The organism is Streptomyces tritici, from assembly GCF_048500665.1.
Lineage (GTDB): Bacteria > Actinomycetota > Actinomycetes > Streptomycetales > Streptomycetaceae > Streptomyces > Streptomyces tritici.
In genome coordinates, this window is the sequence record NZ_CP183183.1 from 2,726,669 (window position 1) to 2,743,779 (window position 17,111).

Consider the following 17,111-nt stretch of genomic DNA (forward strand, 5'->3'; position numbering starts at 1 on the left):
CAGATCTCGCCGGCGAGAAACGCTCCGGCGCGCCACGCCGGCTTCCGGCGCCACGACGGATTCCGGCGGCGCCTCAGACCTTGCCGATGCCCAGCGTGTTCTCCGCCGGCAGCAGGCCCGAGCCGATGACCGCGAGCCAGGGCTCCCCGAGGAGGTCGGCGAGGCGCGCGGTGCCGGCCGGGCCGAGGGCGGCCCACGGCCCGGCGGCCAGCTCGTCCGTACGGCGCTCGACCTCGGCGCGCAGGGCGCGGCCGGCCTCCGTGGCCGTGCCCGCCGAGTCGACCAGGCCCCGGGCGGCCAGGCGGGCGCGGCCCGCGGCCCATTCGCCGGCGCTCCAGCCCCGGCTCTCGAAGACCCTTTCGCCCGCCGCGCCGACCGCCGCGAAGGAGACCAGCGCCTCGACCGGGTCGAGCCCGGCGGTGAGCAGGGCGGCGAGATGCCCGTCGCCGCGGTGCTCGCGCAGGATCGTGGCGGCCTGCCACAGCACCAGGTGCGGCGCCTCGGGCCAGGGCAGTTCGGCGTTGGCGGCGGCGAGCGGCCGGCCCGCCGTGACCGCGGCATCGGCGGCGCGCCGGGCGAGGGCGGCGGCCTCGGCGACGGCGGGACCGGTCACGAGGTCCTCGCCGAGGACGGCGCGGTACGCCCGGTCGACGGCCCGGAGCCGGGCGGCGAGCGCCGCCTCGGGGTCGCTCGTGCGCCAGACCTCGGGAAGGTACCGCGCGACCATCGCGGGGCTGAAGCTGTAGAAGGCGGCGGCGACCCGTCCGGGGCCGGCCGGGCCGAGCGGGGCGGCGCGCCAGGCGAAGTAGGCCGGCCACCGCTCGTCGACCGCGTGCCCGAGCGCGGCGGCCTCCTCGAAGGTCGCGGGGGCGTAGTAGACGAGCGCGTGCAGGGGCTCCAGCAGGTGCCACAGCTGCCGTACGCGGCCGGGTTCCACGCCCTCCGGGGCGGCCGTCCGCTGCTCGTCGTCGTGCCTGGCGTCCATGGCGTTCCTCCTCGCCCGATCCCCATCTTGTCACTGACAAGACTGCTCCCGCACCGGGAACTTGTCAACGCCTAGATCGGGCGTACGCTGGTTCCATGACGACCCGGCAGCGCTCCTACCACCACGGCGACCTGCGGCAGGCCGTGCTCACCGCCGCCCTCGACGTGATCGCCGCCGAGGGGCCGTCCGCGCTGAGCCTGCGCGACCTGGCCCGGCGGGCCGGTGTCTCCCACGCCGCGCCCGCCCACCACTTCAAGGACCGGGCCGGCCTGCTCACCGCCCTCGCGGCCGAGGGGTACGAGCTGCTGGCCGCGGCGCTCGGGGAGGCGGACGGGCTGCGGGACGCGGGCGTGCGCTACGTCCGCTTCGCCACCGAGCACCCGGCGCACTTCCAGGTGATGTTCCAGCCGGACCTGTACCGCACCGACGACCCCGCCCTGCTGGCCGCCCGGGAACGGGCCGGCGACCGGCTGCGAGCCGGGATCGCCGGGCTGCGCCCCGGGCAGGGCGGCCCCGACCCCCGGCTCGCCGGCGTCGCGGCCTGGTCGCTGGCCCACGGCTTCGCCACGCTGCTGCTGAGCAACAACCTGACCGGCCCGCTGCAGGGCCGGGACCCCGAGGACGTCTTCCACGCCCTGACCGGGCTGCTGTTCCCGACCGAGCCCGTCGCCGGAGGCGCGTCATGACCCCGCACACCTGGGACCTGCGGGCGCCGGGCGTCCTGCCCCTCCCCTCCGGCCGGCTGGTGCGCGGCCGGGGCCTCGGTCGTCCCCTCCCGCCGGGGCCCGAGCCGGACTTCGGGGTCTATCTGCTCGGCCGGCGACCGCCCGAGATGCCGTGGGAGACGTTCTGGGTCCGCTGGGCCGACTTCTGGCTGCCCAGCAGCCACACCACCGCGCGCCGGGCGCTGGGAGAGGCGTGGGACCGGGCCGCCGGCGAGCGCGTCGAACTGGCCTGCTCCGGCGGCCGCGGCCGCACCGGCACCGCCCTGGCCTGCCTCGCCGTCCTCGACGGCGTCCCGGCCGAGGAGGCGGTGGCGTACGTGCGCGAGCACTACCACGACGGCGCCGTCGAGACCCCCTGGCAGAAGCGCTACGTACGCCGATTTCCGGCCAGGTTCTGACCGGTTGCCGGGGGCTCAGGAATGTCCGGAGCCCACCTCCGCTTGAGACGGTCGACAACGGATCGTCAGAACGGGCGGAGAAACATGAGCACCTCGAGCACCTTGCAGCGCGCCGGTATTGCCCTCGTCGCCGCACTCACCCTCGGCGCCCTGCCCCACGCGGCCACGGCCGCCGACACCGCCACGACCACCGCCGCCGGCACCACGACGGCCGCGGCCAAGCCCAGTCCGTGGCGCGGCGGTTGGGCCACCTCGCCGCAGATGCCCACGGCGCCCTTCGCCCCCAACTGGTCGGAGCAGGGCTTCGCGAACCACACCGTCCGCCAGGTCGTCCGCGTCACCACCGGCGGCACCAAGGCCCGGATCGAGCTGTCCAACCGGTACGGCACCAAGCCGCTGACGATCACCGGCGCGACGGTCGCCCTCACCGACAAGGGCGCCTCCGTGAAGGCCGGTTCGGTCCGTCACCTCGCCTTCGGCAAGGGCCGTTCGGTGACGATCCCGGCCGGCGGCACGATCCACAGCGACGGCGTGCCGTTCGCCGTCCGGGCCCTGCAGTCGGTCACGGTCACGCTCCACCTCGCCGAGCCGACCGGGCCCGCGACCTTCCACACCTTCTCCTCCGCCACCAGCTACCGGGCGGCCGGCGACCACCGCGCCGACCTGGGCGGCGCGGCCTTCACCGAGTCCAGCGACTCCTGGTACTTCCTGACCGGCGTCGAGGTGAGCGGCGGCCGCGACGCCCGCCACCGCGACGGCATCGTCACCTTCGGCGACTCCATCACCGACGGCGTCGGCTCCACCGTGAACACGAACAACCGCTACCCGGACGAGCTGGCCGAGCGGTTCGCCGCCGCGGGCACCCCGCGCAGCGTCCTCAACCACGGCATCGGCGGCAACCAGGTCACCAACGACACCGTCTGGGCCGGCGAGAAGGGCATCGAGCGCTTCAAGAAGGACGTGCTCACCGAGCCGAACGTCCGCACCGTCGTCGTCCTCGAAGGCATCAACGACTTCGGCGGCAGCGGCTGGCCCGCCGACTTCCCCGGCGGCCCCACCCCCGAGGTGTCGGCCGAGCGGCTCATCGAGGGCCACCGCACCCTGATCCGCCTCGCGCACGCCAGGGGCCTCACGATCGTCGGGGCGACCCTGACCCAGATCAAGGGCTCGCAGTACGACTCCCCGGCCAACGAGGCCAAGCGGGACGCGGTCAACCACTGGATCCGCACCTCGGGCGAGTACGACGCGGTCGTCGACTTCGACCGCGCCCTCGCCGACCCGGCCGACCAGGACCGGATGCGCGCCGCGTACGACGCGGGCGACGCCCTGCACCCCAACGACGCCGGCTACCGCGCCATGGCCGAGGCCCTCGACCTCGACACCCTCTGACCCGGCCCCGTCTCCCACGGGCCGCCGCCCGGGGCACCCTCGGAATCACGAGGTTCACCGTCCCGCACGCAGCGCCGAAGCTGGCCGCACCGAAGACGACGCACCGCCGGGCGACGGACGGCCGGTGCCCGACAACAAGGAGCAACGCCATGCGAGTCCAGCAATCCCTCGGCAAGCGGCTGGTGCGGAGTGCGGTCGCCCTGGGCCTCGGCACGGTCCTGGTCGCCCTGGCCAACGGACCGGCCTCGGCCGCCACGGCCGCCTGGTCCTGGGACCGCGCCGACATCGCGGGGGTCTACGACTGGGGGACGACGAACGCGTACTGCGACATCCCCTACAACGTGAAGGACACCAGGGCGGACGGCTACGGCGCCGGCCTCGAGTTCTGGATCAACGACGGCAGGGACCGGCGCGAGAGGGTGACCAACACCGGGGGCAGCGGCACGACGGTCTCCGGCCGCAAGAACTACGCGGACAACGCGGCCGTCAGCGTCCGCGCGTTCCGCACCGACAACGGTGTGCCCATCGCCTACGGCTCCTGGCTGACCCTCTGCTGACGGCCCGGGCAACGGGTGCCCCCTCCCGCATCCGCGCGGGAGGGGGCACTGTCATGAGCCCTCGGGAACCTGCCGGCCGCGCTACGAGCCCAGGATCGTCGTGAGGAACTCCCCGGTCCAGGCCAGCAGTTCCCGGCCCACGACCGGCTTTCCGCCGATCGTGCCCGTCGTCGGGCGCGGCACCAGGATCTGGTGCGTCGGGGCCTTGATGACCGTGCGCGGGTACAGCCGCTTCAGGCGCAGCTCCTGCGACTCGCGCAGCTCCACCGGCGCGAAGCGGATGTTCGGGCCCTGGAGCACGATCTCGCCGACCCCGCAGGCCCGCGCCAGCATCCGCAGCCCGGCCACGAGCAGCAGGTTCTCGACCGGCTCCGGCAGCTTGCCGTAGCGGTCGGTCAGTTCCTCGCGGACGGCCCTGATGTCCTCCTCGGAGTTCGCCGAGGCGATCGCCCGGTACGCCTGCAGACGCAGCCGCTCGCCCGGCGCGTAGTCGTGCGGGACGTGCGCGTCGACCGGCAGCTCGATCTTGACCTCCAGCGGCGGCTCCTCCTCCGCCCCGCCCTCCAGCGACGCCCGGTAGTCCGCCACGGCTTCGCCGACCATCCGCACGTACAGGTCGAAGCCGACGCCCGCGATGTGACCGGACTGCTCGCCGCCGAGCAGATTGCCGGCGCCGCGGATCTCCAGGTCCTTCATCGCCACGTACATGCCCGCGCCCATCTCGGTGTGCTGCGCGATGGTCGCGAGCCGCTCGTGCGCGGTCTCGGTTAGCGGCTTCTCCGGCGGGTACAGGAAGTACGCGTAGCCCCGCTCCCGGCCCCGGCCGACCCGGCCGCGCAGCTGGTGCAGCTGGCTCAGGCCGAAGTTGTCGCCGCGCTCCACGATCAGCGTGTTGGCGTTGGAGATGTCGATGCCGGACTCGACGATCGTCGTCGACACCAGCACGTCGAACTTCTTCTCCCAGAAGTCCACGACGACCTGCTCCAGGGCCGACTCGGACATCTGGCCGTGCGCCGTCGCGATCCGCGCCTCGGGCACGATGTCCCGCAGCCGCGCCGCGGCCCGGTCGATCGACTCCACCCGGTTGTGGATGTAGAAGACCTGGCCCTCGCGCAGCAGTTCCCGGCGGATCGCCGCGCCGATCTGCTTCTCCTCGTACGGGCCGACGAAGGTCAGCACCGGGTGCCGCTCCTCCGGCGGGGTGGTGATCGTCGACATCTCGCGGATGCCGGTGACCGCCATCTCCAGGGTGCGCGGGATCGGCGTCGCGGACATGGTCAGCACGTCCACGTTGGCGCGCAGCTTCTTCAGCTGCTCCTTGTGCTCGACGCCGAAGCGCTGCTCCTCGTCGACGATGACCAGACCGAGGTCCTTGAACTTCGTCTCGGACGAGAACAGCCGGTGGGTGCCGATGACGACGTCCACCGAACCGTCCTTCAGCCCCTCCAGGGTGGCCTTCGCCTCCGTGTCGGACTGGAACCGGGACAGCGCGCGCACGTTCACCGGGAACTGCGAGTACCGCTCGGTGAACGTGCCGAAGTGCTGCTGCACCAGCAGCGTCGTCGGCACGAGCACGGCCACCTGCTTGCCGTCCTGCACCGCCTTGAACGCCGCCCGGACCGCGATCTCCGTCTTGCCGTAGCCGACGTCGCCGCAGATCAGCCGGTCCATGGGGACGGACTTCTCCATGTCCTCCTTGACCTCGGCGATCGTCGACAGCTGGTCGGGCGTCTCCGCGTACGGGAAGGCGTCCTCCAGCTCCCGCTGCCACGGCGTGTCCGCGCCGAAGGCGTGGCCAGGGGCCGCCATCCGGGCGCTGTACAGCTTGATCAGGTCGGCGGCGATCTCCTTGACCGCCTTCTTCGCGCGCGCCTTCGTCTTCGTCCAGTCCGCGCCGCCGAGCCGGTGCAGCGTCGGGGCCTCGCCACCGACGTACTTGGTGACCTGCTCCAGCTGGTCCGTCGGGATGTACAGCCGGTCGCCGGGCTGGCCGCGCTTGGCCGGCGCGTACTCGACGAGCAGGTACTCGCGCGTCGCGCCCTGCACCGTGCGCTGCACCATCTCGATGTACCGGCCGACGCCGTGCTGCTCGTGCACGATGTAGTCGCCGACCTCCAGGGTCAGCGGGTCGATGGTCTTGCGGCGCTTGGCGGGCATCCGCTGCCCGTCCTTGCCGGCCGCCTTCTGGCCGGACAGGTCCGTCTCGGTCAGCACGGCCAGCTTCAGCGCCGGATCGACGAAGCCGTAGTCGATGGAACCGGTCGACACGTGGACGACGGACGGGGAGATCTCCGTCAGGTCGGCGTCGAGCCGGGCGGCGATGCCCTCGCCGCCGAGCACCTCGGCCGTACGGGCCGCCGGGCCGTGCGCCTCCGTCACGTACACGGTGCGCCAGCCGTCGGCCAGCCAGCCCTTGGTGTCGGCCAGCGCCCGGGCCGTGTCGCCGCGGTACGACTCCGGGGCGTGCATGCCGAGCTTGAGGGTGTCCTCGTCGGCGTCCTGCGCGTCGGCGGCGAACGGCGACACCGACCACCACATCATGCCCAGCTCGCGCGCCCGGTCCCGTACGTCCGCGATCCCCCACAGCGAGGCCGCGCCGACGTCGATCGGCGCCTCGCCGCCGCCGGCGGTGGCCGCCCAGGACGCCTGCAGGAACTCCTGGGAGGTCGCCACCAGGTCGGCGGCCCGGGTGCGGACCCGCTCCGGGTCGCAGACCACGGCCATGCTGCCGGCCGGAAGCACGTCGAGCAGCAGCTCCATGTCGTCCACGAGCACCGGGGCGAGGGACTCCATGCCCTCCACCGCGATGCCCTCGGCGATCTTGCCGAGCAGCTCGCCCAGCTCGGGGTGCTCCTCGGCGAGGGCCGCGGCGCGGCTCCTGACCTCGTCGGTGAGCAGCAGCTCGCGGCACGGCGGGGCCCACAGACCGTGCTCGGCGATCTCCAGGGAGCGCTGGTCGGCGACCTTGAAGTAGCGGATCTCCTCGACGTCGTCGCCCCAGAACTCGATCCGGAGCGGATGTTCCTCGGTCGGCGGGAAGACGTCGAGGATGCCGCCGCGCACGGCGAACTCGCCGCGCTTCTCCACCAGCTCCACCCGCGCGTACGCGGCCGCCGTCAGGCCCTGCACGATCTCGTTCAGGTCCGCCTGCTGCCCGATGCGCAGCTGCACCGGCTCCAGGTCGCCCAGGCCCTTGACCTGCGGCTGCAGCACGGAGCGGATCGGCGCGACGACCACGGACACCGGGCCGGCGGCCGGGTCGTCGGGCGAGGGGTGGGCGAGGCGGCGCAGCACGGCGAGACGGCGGCCGACCGTGTCGGAGCGGGGCGAGAGCCGCTCGTGCGGCAGGGTCTCCCAGGAGGGGTAGTCGACGACGGTCTCCGGGTCGAGGAGGCTGCGCAGCGCGGCCGCCAGGTCCTCGGCCTCCCGTCCGGTGGCGGTGACGGCGAGCACCGGCCGGCCGGCCTCGCGGGCCAGCGCGGCCACCGCGAAGGGCCGTGCGGCGGGCGGGCCGACCAGGTCCACGTGCATGCGGTTGCCGTCCCGGGCGGCCTCGACCGCTTCGGCGAGGGCCGCGTCTCGTACGACGGCGTCGAGCAGACCGTGCAGGCTCATCAGGGGGTTCCATCCCGGTTGGACTACGGGGGCGCGGGCAACGCGAACGGCCCGACACGTCTCATGGGCCGGGGGTTCCAGGTTATTACGTGGGCCGGACACCCACAGCCGCGCAACGGCCCCGGTGGGACGGAGGACATCCACCGGGACCGTCGCGGACCACCGTAGCGGCCGTGCCCCCGCCGCACGGGGACTACCCGCTACTCGCTCGCGATGGCGTTCAGCACGTTCATCCGGCCGGCCCGGAAGGCGGGGACCAGCGCCGCGAACAGGCCCACGAACGCCGACCCGGCGAACACCGTCAGGATCGTCGGCCACGGGATCTCCAGCACGCCCAGGCCCTCCAGGGCGAGCAGCTTCTGTGCCGCCGTGCCCCAGCCCATGCCGAGCCCCAGCCCGAGCAGCGCGCCGAACAGGGCGATCACCACCGACTCCAGGCGGATCATGCGCCGCAGCTGGCGGCGGGACAGTCCGATGGCCCGCATCAGACCGATCTCCCGGGTCCGCTCGACCACCGACAGGGCGAGGGTGTTCACCACGCCGAGGACCGCCACCACGATCGCCAGGGCGAGCAGCCCGTAGACGATGTTCAGCAGCTGGCCCACCTGGTCCTGCAGCTCCTTCTTGTAGTCGGCCTGGTTGCGCACCTTGTACTGCGGATACTCGGCCAGCGCGCCCTTCAGCGCCGTGTACGCCGCGGCCTCCTCGCCGTCCTGCGCGGTGGCGAACACGACCGTGCTCCGCGGCAGCCTGGCGGCCGGCACGTAGGCGGCGGCGGTCGTGATGTTCGTGTACATCACGCCCTTGTCGACGCTGCCGGAGTCCGAGGTGATCGCCGCGACCTTCAGCTTCGCCGTCGAGCCGCCGTTGAAGGCGACGGTCAGCACGTCGCCGACCTTCACGCCGTGCTCGGCGGCGTAGTCGCTGCCGACGGACATGGCGTTCTTCCCGTAGGCGTCGGCGAGCCGGCCGCCGGTCGTCTCCCGGCGCACGTCCTGCGTGTACGTCGGTTCGGCGGCGACCAGGCCCTTCTCCAGGGCCTTGCCGCCCGGGCCGGTGACCGTGGCGGGCAGCCACGTGTACTCGGTGACGTGCTTCAGGCCCGGCGTCGCCTCCAGGGCGGCCTGTGCCTGCGGCACGATCGGCTGTCTGTTCGCGGACTGGACGATGAAGTCGGCGCCCACCGAGCGGTCCAGCTCCTCGGTCGCCGAGGCGACCATCGAGGCCCCGACCACCGACAGGCAGGCCACCAGCGCCAGCCCGATCATCAGCGCCGCGCCGGTCGCGCCGGTACGGCGCGGATTGCGCAGCGCGTTGCGCTCGGCCATCCGGCCCACCGGCCCGAAGGCCCGCAGCACGACCGCGCTGAGCACCCGGACGACCCCGCCGGCGAGCAGCGGCCCGACGACGACGAACCCGATCAGCGAGAGCACGATCCCCGCACCGAGCCACACCGACCCCGCGGCGGCCTCGTCCGCCTGCGTCGCCGCCCACAGCGCGGCCCCGCCGCCGGCGGTCAGCAGCAGCCCCAGCACCGCGCGGACCGGCCCGGCCCGCCCGTCGGCGGGGGTGCCCGCGTCGCGCAGCGCCGCCATCGGCGAGACCTTGCCGGCCCGCCGCGCCGGTATGTACGCGGCGAGGACGGTGACCACGATGCCGAGGACCAGGCCCACGGCCGGGGTGGTCCACTTCACCGTCAGGTCCTGCGTGGAGAGGTTCATGCCCAGGGCCGACATGAGCTCCATCAGCCCCAGGGCGAGCCCGACGCCCGCCGCGACGCCGGCGACCGAGCCGACCACACCGAGCAGCAGCGCCTCGACGAGCACGGAGCGGTTGACCTGCCGGCGGCTGGAGCCGATGGCCCGCATCAGACCGATCTCGCGGGTGCGCTGGGCGACCAGCATCGAGAAGGTGTTGACGATGAGGAAGACGCCGACGAGGAAGGCGACCCCGGCGAAGCCGAGCATGGCGTACTTCATCACGTCGAGGAAGCCGGAGATCTCCTTGCGGCCCTCGTCGGCGGCCTCGGCCGCGGTCTGCAGCTTGTACCCGCCGCCGACGGCCGCGGCGATGTTCCGCTTCAGCCGTTCGTCGGAGACGCCCGGCTTCGCCTCGGCGGCGATCTGCGTGAACATCCCCTCCTTGCCGAGCAGTTCGCGCTGTGCGGTGGCCGGGTCGAAGTAGAGGACGGTCGCCCCGGGGTTGGTGACCTTGAAGTCGACGATGCCGGAGATCCTCGTCCGGAAGTCGCCGGTGACGGCGATGGTGCGCAGCTCGTCGCCGATCTTCAGCCCGTTGCGCTCCGCGGTGGTGGCGTCGACGAGCACGTCGCCGGGTCCGCTCGGCGCCCGGCCGGAGGTGATGTGCATCGACCGCAGCTCGTTGCGGTTCCAGCTGACGGCGATGGTCGGAGCGCCGCTGGTCGGGCCCAGGTCCTTGTTGCGGGCGTCGACGACGGTCACGCCGAGAGAGACCACCGAGCCCGTCGCCTCCGCGACGCCCTCGGTCCGGCGCACCGTGTCCACCAGCGAGGCCGGGAAGCCCTCGGGCCGGCCGGTGCCGGGTATCTCGTCGGCGTCGGCCCCCTTGGCGGTGAGCGTGACGTCGGAGACGGTCGAGGCGAACAGCCGGTCGAAGGTGGTGTTCATGGTGTCCGTGAGCACCAGCGTGCCGCTGACGAACGCGACCGACAGCAGGACGGCCACGGCGGACAGCGCCATGCGGCCCTTGTGCGCGAAGAAGTTGCGCAGGGACGTCTTCAGGACGGTCATGACGTGCGGCCCCGGGCGTCGAAGTCCTTCATTCTGTCGAGGACGGCCTCCGCGGTCGGCCGGTGCATCTCGTCGACGATCCGGCCGTCCGCCAGGTACAGCACCCGGTCCGCGTACGAGGCGGCCACGGGGTCGTGCGTGACCATGACGATCGTCTGGCCCAGCTCGTCCACCGACTGCCGCAGGAAGCCCAGCACCTCGGCACCGGCCCGCGAGTCCAGGTTCCCGGTCGGCTCGTCGCCGAAGATGATCTCCGGTCGGGCCGCGAGGGCGCGGGCCACGGCGACACGCTGCTGCTGGCCGCCGGAGAGCTGGTTGGGCCGGTGCTTGAGCCGGCCCGCGAGGCCCACCGTGGAGACGACCCGGTCGAGCCACTCCCGGTCCGGCCGGCGGCCCGCTATGTCCATGGGCAGCGTGATGTTCTCCAGCGCGTCCAGCGTGGGCAGCAGGTTGAACGCCTGGAAGATGAAGCCGATCCGGTCCCGGCGCAGCTGGGTCAGCTTCTTCTCCTTCAGACCGGTGATCTCGGTCTCGTCCAGGAAGATCTGACCGCTCGTCACCGTGTCGAGCCCGGCGAGGCAGTGCATCAGGGTCGACTTGCCGGACCCGGACGGGCCCATGATCGCGGTGAAGCGCCCCCGGTGGATGTCGACGTCGACGTGGTCCAGCGCCACGACCCGGGTCTCGCCCTGCCCGTACGCCTTGACGACCTGCCGCGCCCGCGCGGCCACGGCCGTACTTCCTTCAGTGCCCCGGTGCCGGGGAACGGTCACAGCCGAAGTCACGGTATGTCTCCTATGTCGGGTACACGAATGCCGAAGAGGCGCGATGGCTCAAGTCTGTTGGCGCCCGGGAGGCCGGTCATTGGGGTTCCCCGCAGACCCCTCCTGCGGTTTTCCTCAGTAAGAACAAGCTAAGGACCGACGGCTCCCCGGCACGTCCTCCGCCCGGACGAACGCCCCCTGGGCGCAAGGGGGGAGGTCCCCCTAGGGGTTCTCCACCCCTGGGCGGAGAGCACCCCGGGCCGTTTCCCCGACTCTGCCCCCTCCCGCAGGGTGAGGTGCAAGTGAGAAGGTGTCCCCCGAAGAAATAGATGCATAGGGAAAGCATGTCGGCGGCAGCCAGGGGAGGACTTCCAGTGAGCGCGACGAGCACCACGACCGCGGCCGCACCGCCCGGCCGCCGCCCCGTCGTCGCCGCGCTCATGCTCGGCATGGGCCTGGCCGCCCTCGACGGCACCGTCGTCGCCACCGCCGTCCCGCAGATCGTCGGCGACCTCGGCGGACTGTCCGTCTTCTCCTGGCTGTTCTCCGGCTACCTGCTCGCCGTCACCGTCACCCTGCCCGTGTACGGAAAGCTCTCCGACACCTTCGGCCGCAAACCGGTCCTCGTCGCCGGCATCGTCCTCTTCCTCCTCGGCTCCCTGCTCTGCGCCGCCGCCTGGAACATGGCCTCCCTCATCGCCTTCCGCATCGTGCAGGGCCTCGGCGGCGGCGCGCTGCAGGGCACCGTCCAGACCATCGCCGCCGACCTGTACCCGCTGAAGGAACGCCCCAGGATCCAGGCACGGCTCTCCTCCGTCTGGGCCGCCTCCTCCGTCGCGGGACCGGCGGCCGGCGGCCTGCTCGCCGGGTACGCCGACTGGCGGTGGATCTTCCTCGTCAACATCCCCATCGGCCTGCTCGCGCTCTGGCTCGTCGCCCGCCACCTCGTCGAACCCGCCCGCGCCACGCGCCCGGCGAACGACGAGGCCACCGACCCCGCCACCGCCGGCCCGGCCGACCCCGCCGCCCGCCGACCCGTCGACTGGCCCGGCGCCCTCGCCGTCTTCGCCACCGGCGCGCTGCTGCTCACCGCCCTCGTCCAGGGCGGCGTCGCCTGGCCCTGGCTCTCCGCGCCCTCCCTCGCCCTGTTCGGCGGCGCGCTCGTCCTCGGCGCGGTCACCGTCGTCGTCGAACGCCGCGCCGCCGAGCCGATCATCCCCGGCTGGGTCTGGCGCCGCCGCACCATCGCCGCCGTCAACCTGGCGCTCGGCGCGCTCGGGCTGCTCATGGTCGCCCCGACCGTCTTCCTCCCGACATACGCGCAGGCCGTCCTCGGGCTCGGCCCCATCGCCGCCGGGTTCGTGCTCTCCGCGATGACCCTGAGCTGGCCCGTCACCGCCGCCTTCGCCAACCGCGTCTACAGCCGCATCGGCTTCCGCCTCACCGCCGTCTTCGGCATGACCGGCGCACTGCTCGTACTGCTCGCCTTCCCGTTCCTGCCGTTCCCCGGCGAACCGTGGCAGCCCGCGCTGCTCATGCTGCTGCTCGGCGCCTCGCTCGGCTTCTTCCAGCTGCCGCTGATCGTGGGCGTGCAGTCGACGGTCCCGTACGAGGAACGCGGCACGACCACCGCGTCCGTCCTGTTCTGCCGCCAGGTCGGGCAGAGCGTGGGCGCCGCGCTGTTCGGCGCGATCGCGAACGGGGTCCTCTCCGCCCGCCTCGGCGGCACCGGAGACCTCGACTCCCTCGCCCGCGCCCTCGACACCCCCGGGGCGCTGACCGCCTCCGCCGCGGACCACCTGCGGCGCGCGGTCGACGCGGCCGTCGACTACGTCCACCTCGGCGCCGCCGTGGCCGCCGCCCTGTCCCTGCTCGCCCTCCTCACCCTCGCCCCGCGCCGCTTCCCCGTCCTGAAGGAGGCCGCGGAGGGGCCCGCGCCGGAGAAACCGGCGGAGGAGGCGGCGGCGTAGCCGCGACGCGGGGGGTACGGGGCGGGGCGAGGCGGGCGCGGGTACGGGGCGAGGCGGGCGCGGGTACGGCACCGGTGCACGTACAGCCGCGTAGGCGCGCACGGGCCCCGTACGGTCCTACGGCCGCCCACGCTCGTACGGCCGCATAGGCGCGTACGGCTCCGTACGCTCCTACGGCCGCACACGCTCGTACGGCCGCGTACGCGCGTACGGCTACGCCGCCGGCCCCCGCCCTACTCCGACCCCTCGCCCTCCTCCGACCCCTCGCCCTTTGCCGCCTCGCCCTCCGGCCCGGCCTCCCCGGCCTCCCCGGCCTCCCCCGCCGCCGCGACCGCGTCCGTCCCCGCCGGCCGGCCCGTCAGGCTCGCCAGGCTGTTGCGGACGTGGGTCATGTGCGCCTGGGTGGCCTCGCGGGCGGTGGCGTGTTCGGCGAGGATGCGGTCCGTCTCCCGCTCCACCCGCGCGCACGTCGCCCGCGCCCCCGCGAGGAGTTCCTCGGCACGGGCCTCGGCCGCCTCCTGCCGCTGCCGGGCGCTCCGCTCCGCCTCCGCGAAGACACGTTCCGCCTCGGCGAGCCCCGCCTCCGCCGCCGCGACCCGCTCCGCGTACCGGGCCTCCCACTCCTCCTCGCGCGCGACCGCCGCCCGTTCCTCCTCCGCCCGCCGGAGCGCCTGCTCCCGTTCGCGGGCGTCCACCAGCTCCGCGGCCCGCACCCGCGCGTCGTCGACCGCGGTACGGAACTCCTCCCGCAGCGCCGCCGCGTCGACGCGGGCCGCCGCCCGTACCGCCTCCGCCTCGGCGCGCGCGGCCCGCAGCAGCGCCTCCGCGTCCCGTTCCGCCGCCGCGACCGCCGCGTCCGCCTCCGTACGGGCGGCCTCCGCGGACCGCTCCGCCGCGGCCCCGGTCTCGTCCCGCAGCGCCCGCGCCTCCTCGGTCGCGGCCGCGACCAGCTCGTCCGCCTCCGCCTCCGCGAGCTCCAGCAGCAGGCGGGCCCGCTCGCCGAGCGCGTCGTACCGGTGCGGCGCGAGACCGTCGACGCGCTCCCGCAGCTGCCCGGTCTCCTCCTCCAGCTCCCGGGCCAGCGACGCCAGTCGCGTGGCGCGCGCCCAGGCGGAGTCACGCTCCTGGGAGAGCTCGGCGAGGAAACGGTCCACCTGCGCGGGGCGATAGCCGCGCGCCCCTCGTACGACGGTGAAGACGTGCGGCTTCCTCATCGGCGGAGCCCCTCTCGTACGCGGAAGACCCCCTCCCCCGATCTTCCGCGATCGCACGGCACCGCCAACCCGACACTCCGGGCACCACCCGCCTGCCGAACCCGAAGGGCCCGGTCCGTACCCGGACCGGGCCCTTCACGTGCACGCGAGACTCACGGAAGCGGACTCAGAGGAGCCCGTCCCACATCTGCTCCAGCAGCACCGACCACCAGTTCTCCGGCGACGCCAGCGCCGCCGGGTCCAGCATCGCCAGCTGCGCCTGGAAATCGACCGTCCACCGGCCCGCCTGCTCCGGCGTCAGCCCGAACCGCAGCCGCCACATCCGGCCGAGGAGCGCCATGCAGCGGGTGAACTCCGGCAGCCCCGTGTTCACGAACTGCGGCGGCAGGCACCGCCCGTCCGGACCCGGCTCCACCGGCACCGCCACGATGTGCGCCGTGCCGTACTGGACGCAGATCGCCTTGCCGAAGTCCGAACCGAGCACCAGGTACGAGCCCGCGTCCGACGGCGGCTGGATCTGCCGCTGCGCCGCCAGCTCCGCCAGCGTGGGCACCACCGGCTGCGCCGGCTGCGCCCAGAAGAACGGACCGAAGTCCGCCGGCAGACCCGCCCACACCAGCGTCAGCGCGACCACCTCGGGCACGCCCTGCCGGGACACCGCCCGCTGGTCGAACCGGCAGATCGCCGGCCCGAACGCACCCGCCAGCTCCTGCGCCACGCCCTCCGGCGGGATCGGCGGCGCGGGCTGCACCTGCGGCAGCGGCGCGCGCACCGGCGCGGGGCGCGCCGGACCGTCCGCCACTTGGTGCAACTCGCCCTGATGGGTCAGCAGCTGCTGCATGCCCTGCTGCCGACCCGCGTGGTCGCGGCCGTACGGGGCGATGTTCGTGATCCGCGCCTGCGGCCAGGTCTCGCGGATCATCCGCGCGCAGTAACCGCCGGGCAGCTCGCAGGACTCCAGCTCCGTGTGCAGCTCCAGCACCTGCTGCGGCGGCACGTTCATCGCCCGCAGCTCGTGCAGGATCTGCCACTCCGGGTGCGGCGTACCCGGCGCCGAACGCCGGATGATCTGCGCCTCCGAACCGTCCGGCGCGCGGTAGCGCAGCACCGCCTGGTAGCCGGGGCCCACGGTCGGCTGACCGCTCGGCTGCGGCGGGAACGGCGCGGCGCCGGCCGGCCCGGGCATGCCGGGAGCCGCGGGGGCGCCGGGCATGCCGGGCGCGCCCGGGGCGCCGGGGACGCCCGGCGGCGGGCCGGGCGGCGGGGGCGTGCCAGGGCCGCCCTGGCTCGGGCTCGCCAGCATCGTCGCGGCGTGATGCACCGGCTGCGGCGGGGTCGCGCCGCCACCCGGAGCGCCCGGAGGCGCGGGCGGCGGAGGCGTACCCGGCGCACCGGGAGCACCCGGAGGACCCGGCGGCGGAGGCGGCATCGCCCCACCACCCAGGCTCTGGTTCGGATGCGCCAGCATCGTCGCGGCATGGTGCACCGGCTGGGCCGGGGTCGCGCCACCGCCCGGAGCGCCCGGAGGCGCGGGCGGCGGAGGCGTACCCGGCGCACCGGGAGCACCCGGAGGACCCGGCGGCGGAGGCGGCATCGCCCCACCACCCAGGCTCTGGTTCGGATGCGCCAGCATCGTCGCCGCGTGGTGCACCGGCTGCGGCGGGGTCGCCGGACCGGGAGGCGCCGGCGGGCCGGGCGGCACCGGGCCGGACGGCGTCGGGCCGTCGGGCCCGAGCTGCGACACCAGCTGCGTCGGTACGTACGCCCCGCCGCCCGCCGCACCGGGAGCCGGAGCGGGAGGAGCGGCGGGCGCGGCAGGCGCCCCGGGAACCCCGGGCGCACCCGGAGCACCGGGCGCACCGGGCATGCCCGGCCCGGCCCCGTCGGCCTGCAGCGCCGGCGTGGCGATCTGGGTCCTCGGCAGCTGGCTGCCGCCCGACATCAGCGCCGTCGGCGCGTCCGCGCCCGTCACGGGCGGCGGGGTGTCCTCGTCGTCCGCACCCGACAGCGGCGGCGCGAACACCGTCGCGGGCAGCGGCACCGACACGTCGTCGTCCCCGACCGGGCTCACGTCCGCCCACGCACCGCTGCCGCCGGACGACGGCGCGGACACGGACGGCACGGGAGGCGGCGTCGCGGAAGCAGGCGCGGATACGGGCGCGGGTGCCGGAGCGGACTCCGGTACGGGAGCCGGCGCGGGCACCGCCCCCGACCCCGACGGCACCGAAGACGCCGACGACCCGGACAGCCCCGACGACGCCGACGAGAACGCCGAGGACCCCGACTCCGAGGCCGACCCCGACTCCGCCGGCTCCGCCCCGCCGCCCGTGCTCCGCGCGTTCGGGATCCCCGCCCGGTCCGCCGCCTCCTGCAGCCACTCCGGCGGAGTGAGCAGGAACGACGTCTGGTTCAGATCGACCCGCTGCGGCGGAGCCGGCGCCTCCTCCGGCACCGCGTCCGGACCGCCGTACTCCTCCTCGTACCGGCGGATCACCTCACCCACCGGCAGCCCCGGCCACAGCGTCGCCTCACCGCTGTCCCGGGCGATGACCAGCCGCTGCCGGCCGCCGTCCGACGTCGGACCGTCCTCACGGTCCTCCGCCCACGCCACGAACCCCAGCTCGAACTCCCGCACCCGCACCTCACGGTGCTGGTACGCGGGCACGTCGCCGTTGATCCACTCCTCGGCGCGCTCCTGCGCCTGCGCGAACGTCACCATCGAG

The 17,111-nt window shown here is 74.3% G+C and carries 11 protein-coding genes; 5 read left to right on the plus strand and 6 right to left on the minus strand.

Annotation, left to right across the window (positions count from 1 at the left end; translation table 11 throughout):
• Positions 1 to 73: 73 nt before the first annotated feature.
• On the minus strand, positions 74 to 985 hold the full coding sequence (locus ACNJ93_RS12505; protein ID WP_418957466.1) for an SCO6745 family protein: 912 nt from the start codon (positions 983 to 985) through the stop codon (positions 74 to 76).
• Positions 986 to 1,080: 95 nt separating this feature from the next.
• Between ACNJ93_RS12505 and ACNJ93_RS12510 the strand changes: the two genes are divergently transcribed.
• From ACNJ93_RS12510 to ACNJ93_RS12525, 4 genes are all read left to right on the plus strand, one after another.
• On the plus strand, positions 1,081 to 1,671 hold the full coding sequence (locus tag ACNJ93_RS12510; RefSeq protein WP_418957467.1) for a TetR/AcrR family transcriptional regulator: 591 nt from the start codon (positions 1,081 to 1,083) through the stop codon (positions 1,669 to 1,671).
• The gene (locus tag ACNJ93_RS12515; protein ID WP_418957468.1) at positions 1,668 to 2,108 is read left to right on the plus strand and encodes a protein-tyrosine phosphatase family protein; all 441 of its coding nucleotides are present in this window, start codon (positions 1,668 to 1,670) and stop codon (positions 2,106 to 2,108) included. The genes ACNJ93_RS12510 and ACNJ93_RS12515 overlap by 4 nt, the downstream gene beginning before the upstream one ends.
• Before the next feature lie 84 nt (positions 2,109 to 2,192).
• Entirely contained in the window at positions 2,193 to 3,497 is a 1,305-nt protein-coding gene (locus tag ACNJ93_RS12520; protein WP_418957469.1) for an SGNH/GDSL hydrolase family protein, read from the plus strand.
• 149 nt (positions 3,498 to 3,646) lie between these two features.
• The gene (locus tag ACNJ93_RS12525) at positions 3,647 to 4,054 is read left to right on the plus strand and encodes a hypothetical protein (RefSeq protein WP_418957470.1); all 408 of its coding nucleotides are present in this window, start codon (positions 3,647 to 3,649) and stop codon (positions 4,052 to 4,054) included.
• An 81-nt stretch (positions 4,055 to 4,135) separates the two neighbouring features.
• Here the strand turns inward: ACNJ93_RS12525 and mfd are convergent, their stop codons facing one another.
• The 3 genes from mfd to ACNJ93_RS12540 all read right to left on the minus strand — a co-directional run bounded on the left by mfd (position 4,136) and on the right by ACNJ93_RS12540 (position 11,225).
• Positions 4,136 to 7,669 carry a transcription-repair coupling factor gene (gene mfd, locus ACNJ93_RS12530; RefSeq protein ID WP_418957471.1) on the minus strand — a complete coding sequence of 1,178 codons (3,534 nt, stop codon included), beginning with the start codon at positions 7,667 to 7,669 and terminating at the stop codon, positions 4,136 to 4,138.
• Between the two features lie 200 nt (positions 7,670 to 7,869).
• A complete protein-coding gene (locus ACNJ93_RS12535; protein ID WP_418957472.1) occupies positions 7,870 to 10,440 on the minus strand; it encodes an ABC transporter permease in 2,571 nt (856 codons plus the stop codon).
• Positions 10,437 to 11,225: an ABC transporter ATP-binding protein gene (locus tag ACNJ93_RS12540; protein WP_418957473.1), complete on the minus strand. Its 789-nt coding sequence runs from the start codon at positions 11,223 to 11,225 to the stop codon at positions 10,437 to 10,439. The genes ACNJ93_RS12535 and ACNJ93_RS12540 overlap by 4 nt, the downstream gene beginning before the upstream one ends.
• A gap of 323 nt (positions 11,226 to 11,548) precedes the next feature.
• Here ACNJ93_RS12540 and ACNJ93_RS12545 point away from each other — a divergent pair, with 323 nt between their 5' ends.
• Positions 11,549 to 13,174 (plus strand): MFS transporter, encoded by a 1,626-nt coding sequence (locus ACNJ93_RS12545; protein ID WP_418957474.1) that lies wholly within the window; start codon positions 11,549 to 11,551, stop codon positions 13,172 to 13,174.
• 233 nt (positions 13,175 to 13,407) lie between these two features.
• On the opposite strand, the gene ACNJ93_RS12550 is transcribed toward ACNJ93_RS12545, so the two are convergent.
• Together ACNJ93_RS12550 and ACNJ93_RS12555 are read right to left on the minus strand one after the other, a co-directional pair.
• A complete protein-coding gene (locus ACNJ93_RS12550) occupies positions 13,408 to 14,388 on the minus strand; it encodes a DivIVA domain-containing protein (protein WP_418957475.1) in 981 nt (326 codons plus the stop codon).
• A gap of 166 nt (positions 14,389 to 14,554) precedes the next feature.
• Entirely contained in the window at positions 14,555 to 17,107 is a 2,553-nt protein-coding gene (locus tag ACNJ93_RS12555; RefSeq protein ID WP_418957476.1) for an SUKH-4 family immunity protein, read from the minus strand.
• Positions 17,108 to 17,111: the final 4 nt, after the last annotated feature.

Coding starts and splice junctions, on each gene's coding strand:
- ACNJ93_RS12545 (WP_418957474.1), top strand. CDS start 11,549: ATGTCGGCGGCAGCCAGGGGAGGACTTCCAGTGAGCGCGACGAGCACC.
- ACNJ93_RS12520 (WP_418957469.1), top strand. CDS start 2,193: ATGAGCACCTCGAGCACCTTGCAGCGCGCCGGTATTGCCCTCGTCGCC.
- ACNJ93_RS12535 (WP_418957472.1), bottom strand. CDS start 10,440: ATGACCGTCCTGAAGACGTCCCTGCGCAACTTCTTCGCGCACAAGGGC.
- ACNJ93_RS12505 (WP_418957466.1), bottom strand. CDS start 985: ATGGACGCCAGGCACGACGACGAGCAGCGGACGGCCGCCCCGGAGGGC.
- ACNJ93_RS12515 (WP_418957468.1), top strand. CDS start 1,668: ATGACCCCGCACACCTGGGACCTGCGGGCGCCGGGCGTCCTGCCCCTC.
- ACNJ93_RS12550 (WP_418957475.1), bottom strand. CDS start 14,388: ATGAGGAAGCCGCACGTCTTCACCGTCGTACGAGGGGCGCGCGGCTAT.
- ACNJ93_RS12555 (WP_418957476.1), bottom strand. CDS start 17,107: ATGGTGACGTTCGCGCAGGCGCAGGAGCGCGCCGAGGAGTGGATCAAC.
- mfd (WP_418957471.1), bottom strand. CDS start 7,669: ATGAGCCTGCACGGTCTGCTCGACGCCGTCGTACGAGACGCGGCCCTC.
- ACNJ93_RS12525 (WP_418957470.1), top strand. CDS start 3,647: ATGCGAGTCCAGCAATCCCTCGGCAAGCGGCTGGTGCGGAGTGCGGTC.
- ACNJ93_RS12510 (WP_418957467.1), top strand. CDS start 1,081: ATGACGACCCGGCAGCGCTCCTACCACCACGGCGACCTGCGGCAGGCC.